Genomic DNA, 21268 nt, shown 5'->3' on the forward strand with positions numbered 1-21268 from the left:
GATGAAGAAGTTCATCCTTTTCGACAACGACGGCGTACTGGTCGACACCGAATACTGGTACTACGAGGCCGGCGAACGCGCGCTGGCCGAGGTCGGCGTGGCACTCGATCTCGAGCAGTACCTGAAGGACATGGCGCACGGGCTGGGCACCTGGCATCAGGCCGCGCTCGCGGGCGTCGATGACGTGACGATCGATCGCCTGAAGATCGTGCGTAACGTGTACTACCAGGATTCCCTCCGGACCGAACCGATCGAGATCGATGGCGTCCTCGATGTGCTCGACGAGCTGTCGAAGCACGCCCGGATGGCGATCGTGACGACCTCGAAGAGATCCGATTTCGAGCTGATCCACGCGGACCGCGGCATCCTTCGCTTCATGGATTTCGTGCTGGCCCGCGACGACTATGTGCGGCCGAAACCCCATCCCGAGCCGTACGTGACTGCGCTCGAGCGCTTCGGGGCCGACAGAGCCGAGACGCTCGTCGTCGAAGACTCCGCTCGCGGGCTCCGCTCCGCCGTGGCAGCCGGTATCGACTGCGCGGTCGTACACAACGAGTTCACGCAGGCGCAGGACTTCTCGGACGCGACCTACCGAATCCGCGCGCTGTCGGAGCTCACAGAGATCGTGCGGCGTTGATCTGAAGATCAACGCACTTCCTCACGCCCCGACGTACTCGGCCAGGTGCTCCCCCGTGACGGTCGACTTGCCGGCGACCAGCTCTGCGGGTGTCCCCTCGAACACGACTCGGCCACCGTCATGACCGGCCCCGGGCCCGATATCGATGATCCAATCCGCATGCGCCATGACCGCCTGGTGGTGTTCGATGACGATCACGGTCTTCCCGGCATCCACCAGTCTGTCGAGCAGTCCGAGGATCGTATCGACATCCGCCAGGTGCAGACCGGTCGTCGGCTCGTCGAGAACGTAGACGTCGCCCTTCTCCCCCATCTGGATCGCGAGCTTGACGCGCTGCCGCTCACCGCCCGAGAGCGTCGACAGCGGCTGACCGAGTGAAAGGTAGCCGAGGCCCACGTCCTGAAGCCGCCCCAGAATCGCCATGGCCGCCGGAATCTTCGACTCGCCCTCGGAGAAGAACACCCGCGCCTCGGCGACCGGAAGATCCAGCACCTCGGTGATGTCCTTGCCACCGAGCTTGTACTCGAGCACCGCCGCCTGGAAGCGCTTGCCGCCGCAGTCCTCGCACGGGGTCTCGATCGTGTCCATGAAACCGAGCTCCGTGATGATCACGCCGGATCCCTTGCAGGACGGGCAGGCGCCTTCGGAGTTCGCGCTGAACAGCGCCGGCTTGACACCGTTGGCCTTCGCAAACGCTTTGCGGATCGGCTCGAGCAGTCCGGTGTACGTCGCCGGGTTGCTGCGTCGGGACCCCTTGATCGCGCTCTGATCGATGGACACGACGCCTTCGCGCGGGGTGACCGATCCATGGATCAGCGAACTCTTGCCCGAACCGGCGACGCCGGTGACGACGGTGAGCACTCCGGTGGGGATGTCGACGTCGACGTCCTGCAGGTTGTTCTCGTTCGCACCACGGACCTCGATGACGCCGGTGCGTTCGCGCACGGCATCCTTCAGGGTTGCGCGGTCGTCGAGGTGGCGACCCGTGATCGTGTCACTCGCACGAAGACCTTCGACCGTCCCCTCGAAGCAGATCTCACCACCGGCGGCGCCCGCGCCTGGACCGAGGTCGACCACATGGTCGGCAATGGTGATCGTCTCGGGCTTGTGCTCCACGACGAGCACGGTGTTGCCCTTGTCGCGCAACTGGTACAGCAGCGAGTTCATGCGCTGGATGTCATGCGGGTGCAGGCCGATCGTCGGCTCGTCGAACACGTAGGTGATGTCCGTGAGCGACGAGCCGAGATGCCGCAGCATCTTGATCCGCTGCGCCTCTCCCCCGCTCAGCGTCCCGCTCGGGCGTTCCAGACTGAGATAGCCCAGCCCCAGGGTGACGAAGGCATTCAGGTTCGCGCGCAGCGCGTCCAGCAACGGACCGGCGCCCGGCAGATCGAGGTCCGCCACCCACTCGGCCAGGTCCGTGACCTGCATCCGGCATGCGTCCGCGATGCTCTTTCCGGCGATCTTGGAGGAACGGGCGCCCTCCGTCAAGCGGGTCCCGTCGCACTCCGGACACGTCTTGAACGTCGCGACGCGCTGGACGAACGCACGGATGTGCGGCTGCAGCGCGTCGAGATCTTTCGACAGCATGGCCTTGGTGATCTTCGGGATCAGGCCTTCGTAGGTCATGTTGATGCCGCTGATCTTGACCTTCGTCACCTCGCCGTAGAGGAAGAGGTGACGCTGCTTCTCCGTGAAATCCGCAATCGGCTTGTCTGCCGGATAGAACCCTGACTGCGAGAAGCCTTTCACCATCCACCCGTCGGCCGTGTAGCCCGGAACCATGATCGCGCCCTCGTCCAGCGACTTGGACTCGTCGACGATCTGAGCGAGATCCAGATCCGACACCGCTCCCCTGCCCTCGCACCGCGGGCACATGCCGCCGAGGTAGATCGCATCCTTCACGATCTTCTTCTCGCCGCTGGGCCCGGTCATGACGCCGCTGGCCTTCTGGGTCGGGATGTTGAAGGAGAACGCCGTCGGCCCGCCGATGTACGGCTCGCCGAGCTTCGAGAACAGGATCCGGAGCATCGCATTCGCGTCCGTCACCGTTCCGACGGTCGAGCGCGGGTTCGCGCCGAGTCGCTCCTGATCCACGATGATCGCGGTCGTCAGTCCCTCCAGGACGTCGACATCCGGTCGCGGCACCGAGGGCATGAAGCCCTGCACGAACGCGCTGTACGTCTCGTCGATCATGCGGCGGGATTCGGCGGCGATCGTGTCGAAGACGAGCGAGCTCTTGCCCGAGCCGGACACACCGGTGAACACGGTCAACCTGCGCTTGGGGAGGACGACGCTGACGTCCTTCAGATTGTTCTCACGAGCACCGGCGACCCGGATGCTGTCGTGCGAATCGGCGATGCTGGCCATCGTCGTCCTCTCGTGGTTCAGGCTTGCTGCAGACGCACCATGTTGCCCGCAGGATCGCGGAAGGCGCAGTCACGGATGCCGTACGGCTGGTCGATCGGCTCCTGCACGACGTCGGCGCCCTTCGCCTCGATCGCTGCGAACGCCTCGTCGACATCTTCCGTCGCCAGAACGATACCGCCGAAGCTGCCCTTCGCCATGAGTTCGAGGATCGTGGCGCGCTCGGCGTCGTTGATCCCCGGGTCGACCGCGGGCGGTGTCAGCACGATCGCCGTATCCGGCTGCCCGGCCGGTCCCACCGTGATCCACCTCATCTCCTGGTAGCCGACGTCCTTGCGGACCTCGAAGCCGAGTATGTCGCGGTAGAACGACAGCGACGCCTCGGCGTCGGTGTGCGGAAGGAAACTTGCGTTGATGGTGATGTTCATGGCTTCGACGCTACGGACGCGACGGCGCCTTCGCTTCTCGATTCCTGATCGGTCTCGTCGCCTGTTTCTCCACCCACGACGGGATGCCCGGTCCGAGACCCGGATTCTCGCGGTACGCACTCGGCGGCACGCCGACCAGTTCCGAGAACCGCGTGCTGAACGTACCGAGCGACGAGAACCCCACTTCGAAGCACACCTCCGTCACGCTGAGATCGCCTCGCCGCAGCAGCGCCATGGCGCGCTCGATGCGGCGCGTCATGAGGTACGCGTAGGGAGACTCCCCGTATGCCTGCCTGAACTGCCGACTCAGATGGCCGGCCGACATGTGGATGCCGCGCGCGAGCGCCTCGACATCGAGAGGCTGCGCATACTCGCGATCGATCCGGTCTCGCACTCGGCGCATCAGGCTGAGCTCCTGAAGGGTTCTGGCCGCGGCATCGCTCACTGCACCGATCATTCCAGGTCGTGAAGAAGAATGACACCGCGCGCGTGCGCCTCGCACCGCCGGGGATACGGCGCGCTACCCTGGGGAACGACCTTCACAGGCTCTTCCCAGAAAGGCACTCTCATGTCGGATGCACTCTCCGAAGCCAAATCCGTATTCACCTCTCTGCGTGTCGCGCTCGCGGTCTCGGGCGTGCTCGCTCTCATCGTCGGCATTCTGCTGCTGGTCTGGCCGGGCAAGTCCGCCGGCGTCCTGACCTGGATCCTCGCCCTGTTCTTCCTGATCGCCGGTCTCGTGAACATCGCGATCGGCATCTTCTCCGGCAAGGGCGGCGGATGGGCCCGGGTCGGTCACATCGCACTCGGCCTTCTCTACATCGTCGTCAGCGTGATCGCGTTCGCAAACCTCGCGGCCACGACCGCGACCCTCGCGATCATCGTCGGGATCTTCATCGGCGTCGGCTGGATCGTCGACGGCATCGTCTCGCTCACGCTCATCAAGCAGGCCGCGTCCAAGGGCTGGACGATCACGTTCGCGATCATCAGCATCATCGCCGGTGTCATCGTGCTGTTCGCGCCGCTGTACACCGTGCTCGTGCTGTGGTGGATCCTCGGGATCGCCCTCGTCGTCATCGGCATCGTCCAGATCGTCCGCGCCATCACCCTCGGCAAGGACCAGAAGGAGATCACGAACGACATCAGGGCCGAGCTCGCCTGAGCCGACTCTGACGAAGAGAATGGCCCCGCCTGCGTCCGCAGGCGGGGCCATTCTTCAGTTGACTAGTCAGCGATGAACGACGAGGTGTCCCCGACGAGCCGGGTGTTGTCCGCCGGCACCTCGTCGAGGGCGGCCTTCGCCACCTCAGCCGCGAACTCCGAGACGTTGTAGAGCTTTCCGGCATCCTCGCGACGTGCCGAGATGGCGCCGGGGTTGGCGCGCTCGAGCAGGGTCGCCGTGATGGTGCCCTCGATCATGTCGCCAGAGACGATCGTGAATCCGATCCCCTTCTCCGAGAGCGACGGGATCAGCTCGCGCAGCGCGTCCTCGCCGGCACGCTTGGACAGCGCGACCGGCTCGTACTCCGGCATGGTCGGCGTGGTTCGGATGAAGTGCGCCTGGTGGCTCGTCACGAAGACGACGCGCGACCCCTCGCCCAGAAGCGGCAGCGCGGTGTTCAGGACGCTGAGCTGCGCGTCGCGGTTCAGCAGCAGCGCGTAGTCCTCGGCCATGCCGGATTCCATGCCGCCGGAGGCGTTGAGCACGAGGATGTCGAGGCGACCGAACTCCGCCCGAACCTGCTCGAACATCTCCGCGACGGATGCCGGATCCGTGAGGTCCGCACCGACCACCAGTGCCCGTCGCCCGAGCTCGCGCAGCTCGGCGGCCAGCTTCTCCGCGCGCGGAGCCTTGTTGCGGAAGTTGATCACGACGTCCGCGCCGGCCTCCGCGAAGTAGCGGACCGTGTCGGCGCCGATGCCGCGCGACGAGCCGGTCACGAGCGCGACCTTGCCGGTGAGGGATTCTGCGGGCAGAACGTCGGACACGATGACTCCTTGAGATGCGGGATGACCGCGTTCGCGCGGTCGGTCCAGCCTACCAATCGGCCCCTCTCCTTCCGCGTCGCGACCGCGTGATAGGTTGACCGCAAAGGAGGGTGCATGGACGGTTTCAACGCGTTCGTCGAACTCGTGGATCAGTGGGCCTGGATCGGCTGGCTCGTCCTCATCGCGACGTTCCTCGTGATCGAGATGCTCTCGCTGGACTTCACGTTCCTAATGCTCGCGCTGGGAAGCGCCGTGGGTCTCATCACCGATCTCGTCGGGGCCCCGGTCTGGGTGCAGGTGCTCGCCGCGGCCCTCGCGGCAGCCCTCTTCATCCTCTTCCTGCGGCCCCCGTTGCTCAAACGACTCCGACGCGGCGAGGATCCGGCCAGATCCAATGTCGAAGCGCTGATCGACCTGCGAGGATTCGCGCTCACCGACATCACTCAGCTCACGGGACAGGCGAAGCTCGCGAACGGCGACACCTGGACCGCACGCAGTGCGACCGCGACGCCGATCCCACAGGGCGCCACGGTCGCCGTCAGTTCCATCAACGGCGCCGTCGCCGTCGTACGCCCCGCAGGTGAATAGGAGACCCAGTGGACGACTCGTTCATTCCGGCCGCGATCGGATGGATCCTCGCGATCGCCGTCATCATCTTCGTGGTGGTGACGGTCGCACGTGCGATCCGCATCATTCCGCAGGCCACGGCCGGCGTCGTCGAGCGGTTGGGGCGCTATCACAAGACCCTCGCTCCCGGGCTGAACATCCTCGTGCCGTTCATCGACCGGCTGCGTCCGCTCATCGACATGCGCGAGCAGGTCGTCTCGTTCCCACCGCAGCCGGTCATCACCGAGGACAACCTCGTCGTCTCGATCGACACCGTCGTGTACTTCCAGGTCACCGACGCCCGCGCCGCGACCTATGAGATCGCCAACTACCTCGGCGCCGTCGAGCAGCTGACGACGACGACGCTGCGAAACGTGGTCGGTGGCCTCAACCTCGAAGAGGCGCTCACCAGTCGTGACAACATCAATGGCCAGCTGCGCGTCGTGCTCGACGAGGCCACCGGCAAGTGGGGCATTCGTGTCGGGCGTGTCGAACTGAAAGCGATCGACCCGCCCATCTCGATCCAGGACTCCATGGAGAAGCAGATGCGCGCCGAGCGAGACCGACGCGCCGCGATCCTCACCGCCGAGGGATCGAAGCAGTCCCAGATCCTCGAAGCCGAGGGTCAGCGACAGGCTGCGATCCTTCAGGCCGAGGGAGACAAGCAGGCAGCCGTGCTGCGCGCCCAGGGTGAAGCAGAGGCGATCCAGAACGTCTTCGACGCCATCCACCAGGGCCGACCGGACGACAAGCTGCTCGCGTACCAGTACCTCCAGATGCTTCCGAAGATCAGTGAGAGCCCGTCCAGCAAGCTGTGGATCATCCCCAGCGAGCTCACCGAAGCCCTCAAGGGAATCGGCAGCGCCTTCACGCCCCGCCAGGGGCCGCCGCCTGCCGGTACGCCCGGCGCGTGACGCACCCGTACTTCACCGGGTCCCTGCATCCTCGAGTCCTCGCCCATCGCGGTCTGTCCGCGACGGGCGAGGACTCGACGGTGTGGGAGAACACCGCAGCCGCGTTCGCGGCCGCCCACGCGGCGGGTGCCGAGTACATCGAGACCGACTGCCGGGTCACGGCGGACGGCGACGTGGTGCTGTTCCACGACGAGACACTCCAACGCCTCTTCGGCGATCCCCGTCCGGTCGTCGCGGTCCGCACATTCGAGCTCGCCGAGATGCTCGCCCCGCACGGAGGCCTGCTCACCGTCTCCGAGGCGCTCACCGGATTCCCGGAGATCCGCTTCAACATCGATGTGAAGGTGGATGACGCCGCCGCGCCGATCGGCCCGCTGGTCGCTCCGCACGCGCACCGCGTGCTGATCACGAGCTTCTCCGACACCAGACGTCGACAGGCGGTCGACGCGGCACTGGCCGCCGGCGCGGCGATACGACCGGCGACTTCCGCAGGCCGTCGCACGATCATCGCGCTGAGGATGCTGTCGGCGCTGCGCCTGTCCCCCGCACGTGCTCTGCAGGACGTGGATGCCGTGCAGATCCCCGAGCGACAGGGACCGATCAGGGTATTCACGCCCTCCCTCGTCCGCGCCGCACAGCGAGCGGGTGTCGAGGTGCATGTGTGGACGGTGAACGATCCGGATGACATGCGACGCCTCGTCGCGGCGGGCGCCGACGGCGTCGTCACCGATCGCGCCGACGTCGCCCTCAAGGCGCTCTCGCAGCCCTGAAGCATGTCCCGCTGGGATTCCACTGTGAATCGCGCCGAGGAATCAACGCCGTGGATGAAGCGCACAGGTCTGAGCGTTATACCTGAGAGCGACGAGAGGACCACACAATGGCAGATCGCAGCCTGCGCGGCATCCGACTCGGCGCCCAGAGCCTACAGAGCGAAGAGGGCGTCGTTTTCATGGAACGCCGCGAGACCACCTACACCTGTGACGCGTGCGGACACGTCACGACCCTGATGTTCGCGGCCGACGCCGAGCCCCCGCAGAAGTGGGAGTGCCGCACGTGCGGCGCCGACGCTGTCCTGCAGGTCGACGGCAAGTCCGTCACGCTCGACGAGAGCGACGAGAAGGCCGCCCGCACCCACTGGGACATGCTCTTGGAGCGTCGCACGCGCGCCGAACTCGAGGAGCTCCTGGAGGAGCGCCTCGCCTTCCTCCGCGCCCGACGTGGCGCAGGTGAGGACCCGACCCGCGAGAAGATCGGCGCCTAAGCGCGTCTGCGTGCGCTCCACCACCCGACCAGGAGCGCCGCGAGCCCGCCCCAGAGCAGCACCTGCTGCACCCAGGGGCCCAGGACGACCCCCGCCGTGAGGCCGGAGCGCAGCTCGACATCCTCGAGCATCGCCCCGGCCTCATCTGCGTCCAGGAACGCGACGGCCGACCCGTCGGGGCGGATGATCTGGCTGGTGCCGACGGTCGAGATGTTCACGACGGAGCGGCCGGTCTCGATCGCGCGCATGCGGGCGAAGGCGAGCTGCTGAAGATTCTCGTCCGTGCCGCGGAAGTCGGCGTTGTTGGTCTGCAGCACCAGGACTTCGGCGCCGCCGGTCACGCCCTCACTGATCACGTCGTCATAGATCACGTCGAAGCAGATCGCGAGCCCGACGAGCGCGCCGTCCACATCCATGATCGGCGAGTTCGTCCCTGGGGTGTACTCGCGCTGGATCAGCCCGATCAGATCGGGGACGATCGCGTTGTAGAACGCGCGGTCGGGCACGTACTCCCCGAACGGGACGGGATGCCGCTTGTCGTGCGTCTGCTCCGCCGTCCCGTCCGGCAACCACAGCATCGACGTGTTGAAGTACTCGCCGTCGCGCTCGGTCGCGGCGTTGGCGAGCAGCGGCGCGTCCGCACGGTTCGTGACCAGTGTCAGGCGGCGGGCGAGATTGGCGTCCTGGAAGGGGTCGCCGTCGACGGATCCCTCCGGCCAGACGAGCAGGTCGACGTCCTCGCCGTACAACGGTCTGGTGGCGTCGGTCTGTGCATCGATGATCGAATACGGCGCCCGGTCATCGAAGTAGCCCGAAGGGCCGTTGCCCTGGACGGCGCCGATGCGGAGACTGCCGGTCGCGGCTGTCGGGAAGGCCGGCACGACGAAGAGCAGGACCACCCCGGCTACGGGGATCAGCAGCCGCACCGGCCGGCGCCGCAGTCGCATCCGGATCGATTCGATGAGCACCGCCACGACGAAGACCATCAGGAAGCTCAGGCCGCTCACACCCACCCAGGAGGACACGGCCGCCAACGGACTCGCCGACTGCGTCATCCCGAGCCGCGCCCAGGGGAAGCCGCTGTACGGCAACGCGCCGACCACGAGCTCGCGCCCGACCCACAGCGCCGCCACGGCCGCCGGCAGCGCGACCAGACGCGTGAGCGCACCGGGGAAGGCCCGCGGCAGCCAGCGATACGCCAGCGCGATCGGGATGACCGCGACCGCGGTCATGAGAGCTTCCAGGCCCGCCAGTGCGAACCACGGGATCGGACCGAGGTAGCGCGCTGTCCAGGAGACCAGCAGCAGGTAGAAGACGAGACCATGGACCAGCCCCACGAGCAGCGCCCCACCGGCGCGGCGACCGATCAGCGCGAGAAGCAGCAGCCCGGTCGCCGGGAAGGCGAGGATCCATGCCGCCACATCGGGATACGACAGGTCCATGAGCCAGCCGCTCGCTGCTGCCACGAGCACGGCGAGCCACAGAGGCATGAGGGCACGCGGGCGCGGGATGTGCTCAGGCATCCTGACGCCTCAGATCCCGGAGTAGGCGACGATGCCGCGGCGCACGCCCTCGAGGGCTCGTCTGGCGGTGCGTGCGACGTCGCCGTCTTCCGCGACGATCGAGAGCTGATCCAGCAGATCGATCGTCTGCTTGGCCCAACGGACGAAGTCACCGGCAGCCATGTCGGCGTCGATCAGCACACGATCGAGCATGCCTCCCCTGGCCCAGGCGTGCATCGCACCGGCGAGCCCGGCGGCAAGCGGCTCTGAGCCCGGCAGATGGTGGTCGCGTTCGAGGTCATCGAGCTGCGCCCACAGGTCGGTGGTCTTCTCGTACGCGGCGCGGAACGCCCCGCGAGGCAGCCCGCGCTCCCCCGCGTTCGCCTCATCCCGACGCGGTTCGTACACGAGGCAGCAGGCCATCGCGGCAAGCGAGGGCGCGTCGAGGCCCTTCCAGAGGCCCTGACGCAGGCTCTCGGCGACGAGAAGATCACGCTCGCCGTATATGCGGCGCATGGTGCGACCGGCATCCGTGAGGACAAGTTCGTCCCCGTCACCCGTGACGTACTCCAGGGCAGCGAGCACGTCCAGCACGCGGTCGAAGATGCGCGCCACAGTGCCGGTTCTGGTCTCGATCTGACGCCTCTTGCGATCGGTGTCGCGCTTGAGCTTGTAGTAGCGCTCACCCCACCGCGCATGCTTTTCGCGGTCGGGGCACTTATGACAGCCGTGGCGCTGCATCCGACGGCGCAGGCTCTCGATCTTCTTCACCCGCTTGTCGCGCGCGGCCCTCGGTCCGTGCGCGTCCTGGCGGTTCTTCTTCTCCAGATCGCTGAGCTCGCGCCGGATCGCCGCGTAGTCGGCGAAGTCGCCGTGCTCGCACTCCATCGCCGACAGATAACCGGTCAGCGATGCCTCGGCCTCGCGCACTTCGCGGGCCAGCGAGACGACCGCGCGGTCGGCCTGGAACTGGGCGAACGAGCGCTCCAGGATCTCCCTCGCCCGTGCACGCCCGAATCTGTCGACGAGGTTGACCGCCATGTTGTAGGTCGGTCGGAAGCTCGAGTTCAGCGGGTAGGTGCGCCGTGAAGCCAACGCTGCCACGGCCTGCGGGTCCATGCCTTCGGTCCACTGCACGACGGCGTGGCCCTCGACATCGATGCCGCGGCGTCCTGCCCTGCCGGTGAGCTGGGTGTACTCCCCCGACGTGATCGCGACCCTCGCCTCGCCGTTGAACTTCTCCATCTTCTCGAGCATGACCGTTCGCGCGGGCATGTTGATGCCGAGCGCCAGAGTCTCGGTCGCGAAGACGACCTTGACGAGCTTGAGCCGGAAGAGCTCCTCGACGATCTCCTTGAAGGCGGGCAGCAGGCCTGCGTGGTGCGCCGCGACCCCCCGCTCGAGGTTCTCGCGCCACTCCCAGAAGCCCAGAACTCCGAGGTCCTCGTCCTGGAGTGCACGGGTTCGCTCCTCGACGATCGCTCGGATCTCGGCTCGGTCCTCGGGGGTCGTGAGGCGGATGCCCGACCGACTCACCTGCTGCACAGCGGCATCGCAACCGACGCGGCTGAAGATGAAGAAGATCGCGGGAAGCAGGTTCGAGCGCGCCAGCAGGCCGACGACATCAGGGCGATCCATGCGCTCGATGCGGCGGGCGTTGGCAGCGCGTACAGGGCGCTTTCCGCCGCGGGGCGGGCGTTGCGCCTGCCGTCCGGCGTGTCGGTTGCTGACGTAACTCTGCGCCTGGCGATTGCTGTCATAGCGAGAACCGGTGAAGGAGCGGATGCGCAGCAGTTCCTGGTTGACCTGTGCCGTCGCGATTCCCGCGCGGTCATCGAACAGCGGCAGCAGGTCGTCGCGCACCAGCACGTGCTGTTCGAGCGGCACCGGCCGGATCTCGGAGACGATGACTTCGGTGTCGCCGCGGACGGTGTCGAGCCAATCGCCGAATTCCTCCGCGTTCGACACCGTGGCGCTGAGGGACACGAGGCGCACGGTCGCCGGCAGGTGAAGGATGACCTCTTCCCACACCGGGCCGCGGAAGCGATCGGCGAGGTAGTGCACCTCATCCATCACGACGTAGCGGAGGTCGGTCAGCGCCGACGAGTCCGCGTAGAGCATGTTGCGCAGCACCTCGGTCGTCATGACGACGATCCGCGCGTTGCCGTTGATGTTCGTGTCACCCGTGAGCAGACCGACCTGGTCGGCGCCGTACACCTCGACCAGTTCGCGGAACTTCTGGTTCGACAGCGCCTTCATCGGCGTCGTGTAGAACGCCTTGTGGTTGGGCGTGCGCATCGCCAGATGGATCGCGAATTCACCGACGATGGTCTTTCCCGCACCGGTGGGAGCGGCGACCAGGACGCTGCGTCCGCGTTCGAGCGCATGACACCCGGCCAGCTGGAAGGGGTCGAGATCGAATGCCTGTCGTGAGGCGAACGCCGCGGTCTCGGGAGAATCGGCCGCCGCGCGGGCAGCCGCGTATCGGTCGGCCGGCGAGCTCATACGCCCGCGTCCGGCAGCAGACCGGCTGCGGCGTCGCGCTTGCGCTTGCGCCGGTCGAACAGCATCGACAGCAGCGCGGCCGCGAAGAACAGCACGATCAGGATGCCGCCGAGGATCAGCATGCTGACCACATCAGCAGCCGGCGTGGTGAGCGCGGCGAACAGCGTCGCGATGAGGATCGCAATGCGCCATCCCTTGAGAATCGCCTTGCCCGACATGATCCCGGCGAGATTCAGGGCGACGAGGAAGACCGGGAGCACGAAGGCGACGCCGACCACGATCATCAGCTTGAAGACGAAGTCGTAGAACTTGGACGCCTCATAGAGGTTGTTCCCACCCTCGGGTGTGAACGTCGCCATCAGCTCGATCACATGCGGGACGAGGAAGGTCGCGACATAGCAGCCCGCGAAGAAAAGCGGCACCGCTGCCGCCACGAAGCCGAGCGTGAACTTGATCTCCTTGCGGGTGAGGCCGGGCATGAGGAACGCCCAGATCTGCCACAACCAGACCGGGGCGGCGAAGAAGATGCCGATCGAGAAGGCGATGCGCATTCGGAGATCGAACGGCGCCGTCACGGACGAGAAGGTCAGGCCCGTGAGTCCTTGACCGCCCTTCGCCTTGTCGACGACTTCGAAAGGCCGCGTGATGTAGTCGATGATCGGGTCCGTGATGAAGAACGCGATGATCATCGCGACGACCAGCGCCGCGGCCGAGATCAGCAGACGCTTTCGAAGTTCGACGAGGTGAGCCCCGAGGGACATTCTGCGCTCACGCCGATTAGTGTCCCCCTCGATCGGGGACGTCACACCTTCTGACACGGGGTCAGGTGGTGCGGTCAGTGCCGGACGCGGCTCCGTTGTCGGTCGTCGTGGAAGACGACGGCGTCTCCGGCTCTGCAGCAGTCGTGTTGGTCTTGCGGGAGGCGTCCTCGTCCTTCATCGCGGACATCTCACCCTTGAAGACACGCGCGGACTGCCCGACGCTCTTCGCGAGTGCAGGAAGCTTCGCTGCGCCGAAAAGGAGCAGGATGACAGCAAGGACGATGAGCAGGTGCCATCCGGTCAAACCGGCCATGTGGTTCTCCTCGGTTCGGGGGGTCGTATCAGTCTAACCATCGATGTGGTCGTCCGGTTGATGATAGAGCGCAAGTCCTGCTGCGGCCCATTCCCGAGTCGCTGTGCGTGCCACAGCAGGGCTGAGAACCTCCATGCGTCCGCCGAACCTGCCCGCGAGGCGCTTGATGCCGCGGGGATCGGAGAGGCGCACGTGTGCGGCGACGTGGCCGCCCTCCGGCTCACCGTCTGCCGCGAATCCGCTCAGCAACGGCAGCAGCTGCGGGGAAAGGCGCACAGACACGCTTCCGTCGGCGAGACCGTCGGTGAACAGATCGGGGACGCTCTCGCCCTGGTGGGTGATGGCGATAACGGTGAGACGTGGTTCGCTCACACGATCGAGGTGGAAGGTGCGCATGGCCTCGCGCATATGACACCACCCCTGCAGGTACCACTGGCCGTTCGTGATCATGACCTGCACGGGGTCGACCGTGCGCGTCGTCGGCTCGGCATCCGGCGCCTGATAGCTGAACGAGACCGCGACGCCTTCGCGCAGCGCGCGCGAGACGACCTCGCGCACCTCGTCCACGGCATCCGTCGCGACGACGACAGCGGCTGGCGCATCCGCGGCACCGCGGGACAGCTTCGCGATGAGCCCGGACACCAGCCCTGAGCCTGCCACTTCCGGGACGGCGGCGACCATCTGCAGGCCGGCCAGCAGAGCGGCAGCCTCCCGCGCGGTGAAGCGCGGCACACGGCGCAGGGCGACGTCGTTGGTGATCTCGATGACGTCCTGCTCGTCGAGCAGATCCCAGTCGATGTCGAACAGCTCATGCGGCTGCTGCCAGTATCCCGAATCCCCGGGGAGACCGATCACGGTGAGCTTCTCGACCATCGCCCGCAACTGGTCCGGCGTGACCTGGAACTCCTCGGCGGCCTCTGCGAGGGACACCTGGCCGCGCTCGAGAAGATACGGCACGAGCGTCAGATACAGGCGGACCCGTTCCGAGGCGAGCAGTGGCTTGGGCTTGGCCATCACTGACCCTTCTCGTCCTGGTGGGCGTCGATGATCTTCAGGAGGCGATCGATCACGGCGTCTCGAAGCTCTGCCGGTTCCACCACACGCACCTCCGGTCCGTACGAGGCGAGCTCATCGGCGAAGATGTGCCGATCGACGTAGTGCACATGAATCCCCTGCGGTGCGGGCACGGCGCGGCGCCCGAGGCGCAGGGAGGCCTCTGTTCCCGGAGTCACCTCCAGAAGAGCGCGGTTGCGTCGCGCGACTTCTTCCAGTCCCGCCATGGCGCGTTCCCCCGCACCGTCGCGCAGCGCGGGGTCGAAGCGTTGACTCGTCGCGCGTACGTCGCCCACGATGCGGCTGAGCAGGAAGGTGCGCTCCTCCTCGACGTCCGCATCGATGCCGTACACGTGCCAGCGCGCCTCGTAATCGACCAGCGCGAGCGGACGGACGCGGCGCGATCGCGCCGTCTCCTCCCCTGGCTTCAGATAGTCGAAGCGGACGACGCGGCCCGATTCGATCGCGTCCTGCAGCGGCCCGAAGGCCGGATCCCGCGTGGTGATCCTCGGGGCGAAGCCGATGATCGGTTCATCCCCGTCGATTCCCAGCGCCCGGATCTTGCGCACGCCGGCCTGCGCATCGCCGGACACGGATTCCGCACTCCACACGCTTCCCGCCAGCTGGAGCACTGCCAGCTCGGCCGGAGTGAAGACGATATCGGAAGGCAGGTCGTACTCCGCCTGCGGAATGCGGTAGCGGGCTTCACGCAGATCGTTGGGATCGGACGCATCGCCGATGGTCTCCACGGGGATGCCGAGCGAACGAAGCTCGTCCTTGTCCCGCTCGAACATCTTCTCCAGCGCATCGGCGCGCGTTCCGGCATCGGCGCGCTGGCGGTACCCGGAGACGTTGTCGAGGATCTGCTGCTTGGTGAGTCCGACCTCCGTGGCCATGAGCGCCACGACGAGATTCGTCAGGCGCTCCTCCGCGGGGATCTGGACCGCCATCACTGCGCCGCTGCGGGACTTGTGCCGAGAATGTCCACGACGTAGGTCATCGCCTCGCCGTCGTCGGCGGCGGGGACCACGACGAGCAGCTGGGATCCGACGGTCTCCCCGACCACCGCATCCGCGACCGTCGGGGCCGTCTGGGCGAGGTTCGAAACGGGGTTCGAGTCCCAGCTGGTGCTGCTGACGGTCTTCGAGTCCCAGCCGACGGCGGTGAAATTGACCCACGCGATCGTGTCCTTCTCGATCGCCTCGCCATCGCCCTTGATCAGGACCTGCTCGACCTGCTCGGTCGGGGCCGCGCCGTCCGGGACGATGATGCCAGGGCGGCCGTCGGGCGCACGCACGACGGTGGGCAGATCGTTGGCGTTGTTGAACTGCTGCTGACCTGTCGCGCGGGCGAGCTGCGTGTCGAGCACATCGATCACGGCGACGACGGTGGTGTCCTCATCGAGTTGGAAGCCGCTGAGCGCAGCCTCGCCGAAGTCGGCCGGTGCGATCGCCGCGACCATGCGCGTCCCGGGAGTGGCGCACTCGAGGACCTCGCCGATGCCGGGGATCTGCTGCGTCCACGACGCGATGTTCGAGAGTCTGGCCATGTCGCCGTCGAACTCGGTCTGCACGACCTGCTCGCCCGTGGAACCGTCGTAGAGCGCGATGTCCAGAACGGTCAGCTGCTGCGGTGATGTCAGCGGCGTGCCCTCGCCGGTCGACAGGTCCGTGTACGAGGTCTTCTCCACGTGCAACGGCGAGAACAGCTCGACATCGGGCGCGACGCCGAAGTCACCGGTCACCGTGACCGCATCATCGATCCCGCTCGACGACGCGGCGCGATCGCAGGCCTCGCCGTCGAAAGTCGGGGCGGTGGTGCACCCGGTCAGAGCGATGACGGCGAGACTGAGGCTGGCAAGGGCAGCGGACGTTTTACGCACGCGCTCCAGTCTATTCCGTCGTCCGCTCGGTTACGCGCGATTCGGCGGCGACGCGCGCCGCGGCCGCGGCCTTCTCGGCTTCGCGCACGCGCTTGCGCAGATTCTTGTCGGTGATCTCACGGTCACCGACGGCCCCGGGGGTCCACAGCTCGACATCCTCATCGCCGTAGCTGCTCTTGGAGGCGCGGCGCTTGACCTCGGGGGCGATCGCACCGGGCGCCAGACGGCGTGCGGTGATCAGGAAGCCGGTGTGCGCGACCATGCGGTGATCCGGGCGCACCGCGAGTCCCTCGACGTGCCAGCCGCGCACCATCGTCTCGGATGCATCCGGGTCGGTGAACAGACCCGTTCCGCGGATGTACTCGGCGACCCGCGACAGCTGAGTGGCCGTGGCGACGTAGCAGAGCACGACGCCGCCGGGTGTCAGCGCGTCAGCGACGACATCGATGCATTCCCACGGCGCGAGCATGTCGAGCACGACCCGGTCGACCCCGCCGGCCGGCAGCTCGTCGGGCAGCGACTCCACGAGATCCCCCACGACGACGCGCCAGGTGTCAGGGCGTCCGCCGAAGAAGGTCTCCACATTCGCGGAGGCGACCTCGGCGAAGTCCTCCCGCCGCTCGAACGACACCAGCTGGCCTGCAGGACCGATCGCCCGCAGCAGCGACAGCGAGAGCGCTCCCGAGCCGACGCCGGCCTCGACCACGACAGCGCCGGGGAAGATGTCGGCCTGCATGATGATCTGCGCGGCATCCTTCGGGTAGACGATCGCGGCGCCGCGCGGCATCGACATCGCGAAATCGCGCAGCAGCGGTCGCAGGGCCAGGTAGTCGTGCCCCGAGCTGTTCGCGATGACCGTGCCATCGGGCTGACCGATCAGGTCGGCGTGACGCAGCACGCCGTGGTGAGTGTGAAGTTCGCCATCGGCGCGCAGGCTGATGGTGTGCATCCGGCCCTTCGGGCCGGTGAGCTGGACGCGATCGCCCTCGCGGAACGGCCCACTGGGGCGGGTGGTCTGCGCGTCGGTCATGAAGGGATCTCCGTCTGAGAGGTGCGGTGCGCCCGGTGGAGCGCGATGATGTCCTGTGCGGTGCGGCCGTGCAGCGTCGGCCACAGATCGTGCGCTCCGACGTCGTCGAGCGCCACGATATGCGGAACGCCGAGCGTCACCGCACCGGCTGCGAGACCCGCACGGAGTCCGGTGGGCGAATCCTCGATGACGACGGCATCCGCGATCTCGATGCCGAGCAGCGCTGCGCCCAGCAGATACGGCTCGGGGTGCGGTTTCGGGTTCTCGACATCGTCCCCGGCGACGATCAGCCGGAACGCGTCGAAGTCGATCAGCTCGGCGACGCCCTCGGCCATCCGCCGCAACGACATCGTCACGAGCGCCGTGGGGATCCCGGCATCCTGGAGGTCTCGCAACAGTTCCCGCGCGCCGGGACGGAACGGCACACCGTGCGTTGCGAGCATGCCCCGCACCCGATCGGTGAGGTGGTCGATGATGGCGTCGTTCGTCATGTCGACACCCGCGTCGCGCAGGATCGCTGCGCTGTCGGCCAGACCGTTGCCGACCAGCTGCAGCGCGTCCTGATGCGTCCAGGTGCCGCCGAAGGACTCGACCAGCTCCGTCTCGGCCGTCATCCAGTACGGCTCGGTGTCGACGAGGGTCCCGTCCATGTCCCACAGGACTGCGCTCGGCGTCTCACTCACTGCACCATGCTATCCGGCGCAGGATCCGACATTCCCCGTGCGCCTGCGCCGTCCCCACCCGCGGGGACTAGCCTTGAGGGATGGATGCACTGGGACCCCGCATCATCGTCGCCGCATTCGACGGCTGGAACGATGCTGGAGAAGCCGCCAGCGGCGCCATCGAGGCGATCCGTCAATCCGGCGACTACGAGCTCGTGCACGAGGTCGATCCCGAGCTGTACTTCGACTACCAGTACACGCGGCCGGCCACGCGCATGGACGCTCAGGGACATCGCGAGCTGCAGTGGCCCGGCGCCGCGCTGTGGCGGCCGGTACCGGCAGCTCAGATCGGTCCGGAGTTCTGGCTTCTGACCGGCTCGGAGCCCGCCCGGACGTGGCAGGCTTTCGCCACCGAGTTCATCGACGTGGCGCTGCGGGATGACGTCACGGGTTTCCTCACGCTGGGGGCGATGCTCTCGGATGTGCCGCACACCCGCCCCATCTCGATCTTCTCCTCCAGCCCGAACGAGCAGATCCGCGAGGCGCACGGCCTCGAGCGCTCGCTGTACGAGGGACCGGTGGGGATCCTCAGCGTGCTCGAGCACTTCGCCGAGCGCGCCGGCATCCCTACGGCCGGGCTCTGGGCGAGTGTGCCACATTACGTGGCTTCGGCGGCGCCGTCGCCCAAAGCGACGTTGGCTCTGCTCGACCGGCTCGAGGAGCTCACCGGAATCGATGTCCCGCGTACGCACCTGCGCACCGAGGCCGCCGCTTGGGAGGCGTCGATCGATGCCGCAGCCGCCGACGATGAGGACATGACCGAGTACATCCGTCAGCTGGAGCGCACCAGGGACACCTGGGACTCCCCCGAAGCGTCCGGCGACGCCATCGCCCAGGCCTTCGAGCGCTACCTCCGTCGCCGCGGCGACGGACCGGGCGACCACAAGCGCTGACCGCGCGGCCGGCTCAGGCCGCGATGACGCCCGTGCCGAGCAGGATCAGCAGCGTCGTGCCGAGCAGGATGCGGTAGATCACGAACGGCAGGAAGCTGCGCTTGGAGATCCAGCTCATGAAGAACGCGATCACGCCGAGCGCCACCACGAACGCGATGCCCGTCGCCGCCAGCGTCTCCCCGAGCGAGAAGTACTGGTCCGGTTCGTCCCAGCTCTTGAAGAGCTGGAAGAAGCCGCTGCCGAACACGGCGGGGATCGCGAGCAGGAACGCGTAGCGGGCGGCCGCGGCGCGCTCGTAACCGAGGAAGAGGCCCATCGTGATCGTGCCGCCTGATCGGGAGACCCCCGGCACCAGGGCCAGCGCCTGCGCGAGGCCGAACAGGATGCCGTGCGGGTAGGTGAGGTCGTCGAGCCTGCGCCGCTTGGCTCCCACGTAGTCGGCGACACCGAGCAGGATGCCGAACAGGATCAGCATGATCGCGACGATCCACATCGACCGCAGGACGGTCTCGATCTGGTCCTGGAAGAGCAGCCCCAGGACCACGATCGGAATGCTGCCGATGATGATCAGCCAGCCCATCTTCGCATCGGGATCGTTGCGAGGAAGCTTCCCGGTCAGCGAACGGAACCAGTGTCCGATGATGCGGACGATGTCGCGCCAGAAGAAGACCACGACGGCTGCTTCGGTGCCGATCTGCGTGATCGCCGTGAACGCTGCCCCCGGGTCCTCGCCCGAGCCCGTGAACGTGCCGACGATGCGCAGGTGGGCGCTGGACGAGATCGGGAGGAACTCGGTGAGTCCCTGGACGACGCCGAGGAACAGCGCTTCGAGCAGGTGCATGAAGGGACTTTCTGGTCAGACAGGCTCAGGTCGGCGCGACGCTCAGTACGAACGCAGCAGGTCGGTCAGAACCCGCTGACCGAAGACAAGCGATTCTACGGGAACGCGCTCGTCGACTCCGTGGAACATGCCCGTGAAGTCCAGGTCCGCCGGCAGGCGCAGCGGGGCGAACCCGTAACCCGTGATGCCCAGGTTGGAGAGCGCCTTGTTGTCCGTTCCCGCGCCGAGCAGGTAGGGGATCACGGGGACGCCGGGGTCATGCCGGCCCAGAGCTGCGACCATCGCATCCACCAGCGGTCCCTCGAAAGGCACTTCCATGCCGATGTCTCGAACGACCGTCTCGATGACGACGTCGTCGCCGATGATCTGCTGCAGTTCGGCCAGCACGTCATCCTCCGTGCCGGGGAGGACCCGGACGTCGATGAGCGCCTCTGCCCGCTCCGGGATCACGTTGTGCTTGTAGCCGGCGCTCAGGACGGTCGGGTTGGCGGTCGTGCGGAAGGTCGAACGCAGGAATGCCTCGGCGGGTCCGGATGCCGCGGCCAGCGCATCCGGGTCGTCGACGCTTCGCCCGCTCAGTTCGCTGAGCCCTTGCAGCAGAGCCTCGGTCGTCGGCGTGAGCCGGATCGGCCACCGCGTGCGGCCGATCTTCGCAACCGCTTCGGCGAGGCGCGTGATCGCGTTCTCGTCGTGAACGCGGCTCCCGTGGCCTGCGCGACCCTTCGCCACGAGGCGGATCCAGATCAACGCCTTCTCCCCCACCTGAAGCAGGTACGCCCGGCGGTCGTCGACCGTGATGGAGTACCCACCGACCTCGCTGATCGCCTCCGTCGCGCCGTCGAACCATTCTGGTCGATCCTTGACGACGAGCGCCGAACCCTCGACCCCGCCGTTCTCCTCGTCCGCGAAGAAGGCCAGCACGAGGTCGCGCTCAGGCTGCTCCCCCGCGCGCAGGATGTCGGCGACAGCGGTGAGGATCATCGCATCCATGTTCTTCATGTCCACTGCCCCGCGCCCCCACAGCATCCCGTCGCGGACGAGGCCGGCGAACGGGTCGACGCTCCAGTCCTCGGCCATCGCGGGGACGACATCCAGGTGACCGTGAAGAACCAGCGCCGGCTTGGTGCGGTCGCGGCCGGGGACGCGCGCCATCACATTCGTTCGACGAGGGATCGGCTCGTAGTAGGCGGTCTCGAGTCCGAGCGCCTCGAGGTAGGCGCCGACGTACTCGGCTGCCTCGCGCTCCCCCTTCGCGTTGCCGCCGCCGAAGTTCGACGTGTCGAGGCGGATCAGGTCCTGCGCGACGCGGACGACCTCTGGCAGCTGCGAATCGGACATGCCCCCAGGCTATCGAACGGCCACGGCACGCCCGGCGGTCGCCCTGGTTCGAAGCACCTGCGAGAACGTGCTAATCTCATTCTTCGGTCGGCAACGACTTTTCATCACCTGCGCGGGTGGCGGAATAGGTAGACGCGCTAGCTTGAGGTGCTAGTGCCCGAATAGGGCGTGGGGGTTCAAGTCCCCCCTCGCGCACAGATAGGCCCCGGATTTTTCCTGGTTTGAC

22 protein-coding genes and 1 tRNA gene are annotated in these 21268 nt (G+C 67.0%); 8 read left to right on the forward strand and 15 right to left on the reverse strand.

Features of this window, described 5'->3' with window-relative positions; all coding sequences use genetic code 11:
• Nucleotide 1: 1 nt before the first annotated feature.
• Entirely contained in the window at nucleotides 2–637 is a 636-nt protein-coding gene (locus ACFCYE_RS08725; RefSeq protein WP_376177945.1) for an HAD family hydrolase, read from the forward strand.
• 21 nt (nucleotides 638–658) lie between these two features.
• Here the strand turns inward: ACFCYE_RS08725 and ACFCYE_RS08730 are convergent, their stop codons facing one another.
• From ACFCYE_RS08730 to ACFCYE_RS08740, 3 genes are read right to left on the reverse strand one after another with little or no spacing between them, the layout of a single operon-like run.
• Complete coding sequence (locus tag ACFCYE_RS08730) at nucleotides 659–3007, reverse strand: ATP-binding cassette domain-containing protein (protein ID WP_376177947.1); 2349 nt, start codon at nucleotides 3005–3007, stop codon at nucleotides 659–661.
• A 17-nt stretch (nucleotides 3008–3024) separates the two neighbouring features.
• The gene (locus tag ACFCYE_RS08735) at nucleotides 3025–3432 is read right to left on the reverse strand and encodes a VOC family protein (protein WP_376177948.1); all 408 of its coding nucleotides are present in this window, start codon (nucleotides 3430–3432) and stop codon (nucleotides 3025–3027) included.
• A 10-nt stretch (nucleotides 3433–3442) separates the two neighbouring features.
• Complete coding sequence (locus tag ACFCYE_RS08740; protein WP_376178173.1) at nucleotides 3443–3835, reverse strand: helix-turn-helix transcriptional regulator; 393 nt, start codon at nucleotides 3833–3835, stop codon at nucleotides 3443–3445.
• Between the two features lie 165 nt (nucleotides 3836–4000).
• Here ACFCYE_RS08740 and ACFCYE_RS08745 point away from each other — a divergent pair, with 165 nt between their 5' ends.
• Nucleotides 4001–4594 (forward strand): HdeD family acid-resistance protein, encoded by a 594-nt coding sequence (locus ACFCYE_RS08745; protein WP_376177950.1) that lies wholly within the window; start codon nucleotides 4001–4003, stop codon nucleotides 4592–4594.
• 62 nt (nucleotides 4595–4656) lie between these two features.
• On the opposite strand, the gene ACFCYE_RS08750 is transcribed toward ACFCYE_RS08745, so the two are convergent.
• A complete protein-coding gene (locus tag ACFCYE_RS08750) occupies nucleotides 4657–5421 on the reverse strand; it encodes an SDR family oxidoreductase (RefSeq protein WP_376177952.1) in 765 nt (254 codons plus the stop codon).
• A 114-nt stretch (nucleotides 5422–5535) separates the two neighbouring features.
• Between ACFCYE_RS08750 and ACFCYE_RS08755 the strand changes: the two genes are divergently transcribed.
• The 4 genes from ACFCYE_RS08755 (at nucleotide 5536) to ACFCYE_RS08770 (ending at nucleotide 8202) form a co-directional block, all read left to right on the forward strand.
• The gene (locus tag ACFCYE_RS08755; protein WP_376177954.1) at nucleotides 5536–6009 is read left to right on the forward strand and encodes an NfeD family protein; all 474 of its coding nucleotides are present in this window, start codon (nucleotides 5536–5538) and stop codon (nucleotides 6007–6009) included.
• Between the two features lie 8 nt (nucleotides 6010–6017).
• Nucleotides 6018–6941, forward strand: a complete 924-nt coding sequence (locus ACFCYE_RS08760) for an SPFH domain-containing protein (RefSeq protein ID WP_376177955.1) — start codon at nucleotides 6018–6020, stop codon at nucleotides 6939–6941.
• Nucleotides 6938–7711 (forward strand): glycerophosphodiester phosphodiesterase family protein, encoded by a 774-nt coding sequence (locus ACFCYE_RS08765; RefSeq protein WP_376177956.1) that lies wholly within the window; start codon nucleotides 6938–6940, stop codon nucleotides 7709–7711. The genes ACFCYE_RS08760 and ACFCYE_RS08765 overlap by 4 nt, the downstream gene beginning before the upstream one ends.
• Before the next feature lie 107 nt (nucleotides 7712–7818).
• Nucleotides 7819–8202, forward strand: a complete 384-nt coding sequence (locus tag ACFCYE_RS08770) for an RNA polymerase-binding protein RbpA (RefSeq protein ID WP_376177957.1) — start codon at nucleotides 7819–7821, stop codon at nucleotides 8200–8202.
• Here ACFCYE_RS08770 and lnt read toward each other — a convergent pair.
• The 9 genes from lnt to ACFCYE_RS08815 all read right to left on the reverse strand — a co-directional run bounded on the left by lnt (nucleotide 8199) and on the right by ACFCYE_RS08815 (nucleotide 17898).
• A complete protein-coding gene (gene lnt, locus ACFCYE_RS08775; RefSeq protein ID WP_376177958.1) occupies nucleotides 8199–9725 on the reverse strand; it encodes an apolipoprotein N-acyltransferase in 1527 nt (508 codons plus the stop codon). The two genes, ACFCYE_RS08770 and lnt, sit on opposite strands and share 4 nt — an antisense overlap.
• Before the next feature lie 9 nt (nucleotides 9726–9734).
• Nucleotides 9735–12209 carry a DEAD/DEAH box helicase gene (locus ACFCYE_RS08780; protein ID WP_376177959.1) on the reverse strand — a complete coding sequence of 825 codons (2475 nt, stop codon included), beginning with the start codon at nucleotides 12207–12209 and terminating at the stop codon, nucleotides 9735–9737.
• Nucleotides 12206–12970 (reverse strand): twin-arginine translocase subunit TatC, encoded by a 765-nt coding sequence (gene tatC, locus ACFCYE_RS08785; RefSeq protein WP_376177960.1) that lies wholly within the window; start codon nucleotides 12968–12970, stop codon nucleotides 12206–12208. The genes ACFCYE_RS08780 and tatC overlap by 4 nt, the downstream gene beginning before the upstream one ends.
• A gap of 61 nt (nucleotides 12971–13031) precedes the next feature.
• Nucleotides 13032–13283: a twin-arginine translocase TatA/TatE family subunit gene (gene tatA, locus ACFCYE_RS08790; RefSeq protein WP_376177961.1), complete on the reverse strand. Its 252-nt coding sequence runs from the start codon at nucleotides 13281–13283 to the stop codon at nucleotides 13032–13034.
• Nucleotides 13284–13316: 33 nt separating this feature from the next.
• On the reverse strand, nucleotides 13317–14297 hold the full coding sequence (locus ACFCYE_RS08795; protein ID WP_376177963.1) for a helix-turn-helix transcriptional regulator: 981 nt from the start codon (nucleotides 14295–14297) through the stop codon (nucleotides 13317–13319).
• On the reverse strand, nucleotides 14297–15286 hold the full coding sequence (locus tag ACFCYE_RS08800) for a helix-turn-helix transcriptional regulator (RefSeq protein ID WP_376177965.1): 990 nt from the start codon (nucleotides 15284–15286) through the stop codon (nucleotides 14297–14299). Before ACFCYE_RS08800 ends, ACFCYE_RS08795 begins: the two co-directional genes overlap by 1 nt.
• The gene (locus ACFCYE_RS08805; protein ID WP_376177967.1) at nucleotides 15286–16218 is read right to left on the reverse strand and encodes a hypothetical protein; all 933 of its coding nucleotides are present in this window, start codon (nucleotides 16216–16218) and stop codon (nucleotides 15286–15288) included. Before ACFCYE_RS08805 ends, ACFCYE_RS08800 begins: the two co-directional genes overlap by 1 nt.
• Nucleotides 16219–16228: 10 nt before the next feature.
• Nucleotides 16229–17248, reverse strand: a complete 1020-nt coding sequence (locus tag ACFCYE_RS08810) for a tRNA (adenine-N1)-methyltransferase (protein ID WP_376177968.1) — start codon at nucleotides 17246–17248, stop codon at nucleotides 16229–16231.
• On the reverse strand, nucleotides 17245–17898 hold the full coding sequence (locus ACFCYE_RS08815) for an HAD family hydrolase (protein WP_376178174.1): 654 nt from the start codon (nucleotides 17896–17898) through the stop codon (nucleotides 17245–17247). The genes ACFCYE_RS08810 and ACFCYE_RS08815 overlap by 4 nt, the downstream gene beginning before the upstream one ends.
• A 113-nt stretch (nucleotides 17899–18011) precedes the next feature.
• On the opposite strand from ACFCYE_RS08815, the gene ACFCYE_RS08820 reads away from it, so the two are divergent.
• The gene (locus ACFCYE_RS08820) at nucleotides 18012–18863 is read left to right on the forward strand and encodes a PAC2 family protein (RefSeq protein ID WP_376177970.1); all 852 of its coding nucleotides are present in this window, start codon (nucleotides 18012–18014) and stop codon (nucleotides 18861–18863) included.
• Between the two features lie 13 nt (nucleotides 18864–18876).
• Here the strand turns inward: ACFCYE_RS08820 and ACFCYE_RS08825 are convergent, their stop codons facing one another.
• A complete protein-coding gene (locus ACFCYE_RS08825; protein WP_376177972.1) occupies nucleotides 18877–19704 on the reverse strand; it encodes an undecaprenyl-diphosphate phosphatase in 828 nt (275 codons plus the stop codon).
• A gap of 42 nt (nucleotides 19705–19746) precedes the next feature.
• A complete protein-coding gene (locus ACFCYE_RS08830; protein WP_376177974.1) occupies nucleotides 19747–21042 on the reverse strand; it encodes a M20/M25/M40 family metallo-hydrolase in 1296 nt (431 codons plus the stop codon).
• Between the two features lie 110 nt (nucleotides 21043–21152).
• On the opposite strand from ACFCYE_RS08830, the gene ACFCYE_RS08835 reads away from it, so the two are divergent.
• Nucleotides 21153–21237, forward strand: a tRNA-Leu gene (locus ACFCYE_RS08835).
• Nucleotides 21238–21268: the final 31 nt, after the last annotated feature.

Origin of the sequence: Microbacterium sp. NPDC056234 (genome assembly GCF_042267585.1) — a bacterium.
Classification (GTDB): Bacteria; Actinomycetota; Actinomycetes; order Actinomycetales; family Microbacteriaceae; genus Microbacterium.

Coding starts and splice junctions, on each gene's coding strand:
- ACFCYE_RS08725 (WP_376177945.1), top strand. CDS start 2: ATGAAGAAGTTCATCCTTTTCGACAACGACGGCGTACTGGTCGACACC.
- ACFCYE_RS08730 (WP_376177947.1), bottom strand. CDS start 3,007: ATGGCCAGCATCGCCGATTCGCACGACAGCATCCGGGTCGCCGGTGCT.
- ACFCYE_RS08735 (WP_376177948.1), bottom strand. CDS start 3,432: ATGAACATCACCATCAACGCAAGTTTCCTTCCGCACACCGACGCCGAG.
- ACFCYE_RS08740 (WP_376178173.1), bottom strand. CDS start 3,835: ATGCGCCGAGTGCGAGACCGGATCGATCGCGAGTATGCGCAGCCTCTC.
- ACFCYE_RS08745 (WP_376177950.1), top strand. CDS start 4,001: ATGTCGGATGCACTCTCCGAAGCCAAATCCGTATTCACCTCTCTGCGT.
- ACFCYE_RS08755 (WP_376177954.1), top strand. CDS start 5,536: ATGGACGGTTTCAACGCGTTCGTCGAACTCGTGGATCAGTGGGCCTGG.
- ACFCYE_RS08770 (WP_376177957.1), top strand. CDS start 7,819: ATGGCAGATCGCAGCCTGCGCGGCATCCGACTCGGCGCCCAGAGCCTA.
- lnt (WP_376177958.1), bottom strand. CDS start 9,725: ATGCCTGAGCACATCCCGCGCCCGCGTGCCCTCATGCCTCTGTGGCTC.
- ACFCYE_RS08780 (WP_376177959.1), bottom strand. CDS start 12,209: ATGAGCTCGCCGGCCGACCGATACGCGGCTGCCCGCGCGGCGGCCGAT.
- tatC (WP_376177960.1), bottom strand. CDS start 12,970: ATGTCCCTCGGGGCTCACCTCGTCGAACTTCGAAAGCGTCTGCTGATC.
- tatA (WP_376177961.1), bottom strand. CDS start 13,283: ATGGCCGGTTTGACCGGATGGCACCTGCTCATCGTCCTTGCTGTCATC.
- ACFCYE_RS08795 (WP_376177963.1), bottom strand. CDS start 14,297: ATGGCCAAGCCCAAGCCACTGCTCGCCTCGGAACGGGTCCGCCTGTAT.
- ACFCYE_RS08800 (WP_376177965.1), bottom strand. CDS start 15,286: ATGGCGGTCCAGATCCCCGCGGAGGAGCGCCTGACGAATCTCGTCGTG.
- ACFCYE_RS08810 (WP_376177968.1), bottom strand. CDS start 17,248: ATGACCGACGCGCAGACCACCCGCCCCAGTGGGCCGTTCCGCGAGGGC.
- ACFCYE_RS08815 (WP_376178174.1), bottom strand. CDS start 17,898: ATGGACGGGACCCTCGTCGACACCGAGCCGTACTGGATGACGGCCGAG.
- ACFCYE_RS08820 (WP_376177970.1), top strand. CDS start 18,012: ATGGATGCACTGGGACCCCGCATCATCGTCGCCGCATTCGACGGCTGG.
- ACFCYE_RS08825 (WP_376177972.1), bottom strand. CDS start 19,704: ATGCACCTGCTCGAAGCGCTGTTCCTCGGCGTCGTCCAGGGACTCACC.
- ACFCYE_RS08830 (WP_376177974.1), bottom strand. CDS start 21,042: ATGTCCGATTCGCAGCTGCCAGAGGTCGTCCGCGTCGCGCAGGACCTG.